The organism is Thermovirga sp. (assembly GCA_012523215.1).
Classification (GTDB): Bacteria; Synergistota; Synergistia; order Synergistales; family Thermovirgaceae; genus 58-81.
Map to the genome: position 1 here is coordinate 1 of JAAYIZ010000220.1, position 1,841 is coordinate 1,841.

The window sequence follows — 1,841 nt, forward strand, 5'->3', positions numbered from 1 at the left end:
AACCCTCCGAGAATCTCCTCGGCCTTGGCGATCAGATTCTTGAAGCGGATCTGCGACTTTTTGGGATCGTGCGGACGGGTCTCGGACATGTAGAGAGAGACACTGGGCGTGCTCTCGTGCTCTGCCAATTTGAATATTTCTTCTCGGCCCAGTACGTTCACGGTTCACCGCCTCCTTGTTTTGGGGTTTCATCCCGGCGGGCGGAACGCAGCTGTTTCTTTTTCCAGGGCGCCCCGGCTTGTCCGCAGGGACGTTTTCGACATTCTTGGCGCTTCACTCGGATAAATTATAGCATGAAGGATTTTTTTAAGACCACAGAAGAGCAAAATCCGTCGGTGGGTTCAGAGCTCGTTTTTGAGCATTTGTATGCTATAGTTACGAATTATGACAAGGCCTCTCAGGCTCGAGTATCCAGGCGCCGTCTATCACGTGATGTCCCGCGGTAACAACAGGCAGAAAATCTTTCTGAACGACCACGACCGCAAAAGATTCCTCGAGATTTACGAAGATGTCGTGGAGCGCCAGATGTGGGAGACTTACGCCTGGTGCATGATGGATAATCACTTCCACCTCGTCATTGAAACCCCCGAACCTAACCTTTCGGAAGGCATGAGACTCCTCAACGGCATCTACACCCAGTATTTCAACCATAACAAGGGAAGAACGGGGCACCTTTTCCAGGGGAGGTTCCGTTCCATCGTGGTCGATGAGAACACCTACCTCCTGGAACTGGTCAGGTACGTGTCGTTGAACCCGGTACGTTCCGGCCACGTCGATTCCCCTGAGAAGTGGCATTGGGGTAGCTACAGGGCCACCGCGAGCCTCGACCCCTGCCCCGCTTGGCTGAGCGCCGACAAGGTGATGGATGCCGTATCGGAAGGGATCGGCAACAGGGAAAAGCGTCGGAAGTTTTTCATCAGTTATATTTTGGATGGCCTAGGGAGAGAAACGAACCTGATGGAGCAGGTGCAGCAGCAGGTATACCTGGGCGACGATAGTTTTGTCGAGAGGGTGCAGAGGAAGTGCTCCGTCGACCCGGGAATCGATGGTGTTTCCCGGGAGCAGAAGCGAAAGCCCCTGGTCAGCCTGGAGGAATACTTCAGGGAATACCCCGAGCGGAAGGAGGCCATGGCGATGGCTTTCTTCGAGGGGAGGTTCAGCCAAGCCGAGATCGCACGGCACCGAGGGGTGCACTACAGCACCGTCAGCCGGGCGGTGAGGGAGTACAGAAAAAGGGGCTAATGTATGCAAATGCTCAAAATCAAGCCCTGACCCCAAGGGTTACCGAAGGGAGAAGCTAAACCAAAGCCAGGGAAAGACCCCCAAAAAATACTTGCACCGCAGACGCAGTCCCTCGTTAGATCACCCCCATCCTTGAATCTCCTCCCTCGTCAAAGCACCTCGGGACCAGGTCCTTCGGCTTGTCTGGAGGATAGGCTTCGCGCTGTCCCGAGCGCATAGTCCCGAGTAGATTCTCGGGGGGCAGCGAAGATTGAAGATTTAATTATCTGATTCGAGGACTGGGTCAAACAGAAATCGTGTGAAAAAGGAGGAACGGGTGATAGATAAACAGATTGAAATATATATCAATTTTGATATAATTCTTTTCTGAAGATCAGGAATGACATCAAAAGATTTTGACCATTCAAGCAAATGGAAAGTGTTCTTTTCTGAAAAAGCAGTAATTGACGAATTTCTTTCGATCCCCGTTGACCTTCAAGCCAGTCTTATACATTTGATGGAAATGGTTGAAGAACTGGGGCTGATAGTTATGGGTATGCCGTTTGTCAAACATATTGAGAAAGATCTCTGGGAACTGAGGGCAAAGGCAAAAAGCGGGA

Annotated in this window: 3 protein-coding genes; 2 read left to right on the plus strand and 1 reads right to left on the minus strand. The window is 51.5% G+C overall.

The window, feature by feature from the left end; translation table 11 throughout:
• The coding region (locus tag GX108_06305; GenBank protein ID NLO56646.1) for a hypothetical protein at window positions 1-161 on the minus strand (161 nt) is incomplete at its 3' end.
• Between the two features lie 223 nt (window positions 162-384).
• Between GX108_06305 and GX108_06310 the strand changes: the two genes are divergently transcribed.
• Window positions 385-1,242 carry a helix-turn-helix domain-containing protein gene (locus GX108_06310; protein NLO56647.1) on the plus strand — a complete coding sequence of 286 codons (858 nt, stop codon included), beginning with the start codon at window positions 385-387 and terminating at the stop codon, window positions 1,240-1,242.
• 379 nt (window positions 1,243-1,621) lie between these two features.
• Window positions 1,622-1,841: hypothetical protein (locus GX108_06315; protein NLO56648.1), on the plus strand; the 220-nt coding region annotated here is incomplete at its 3' end.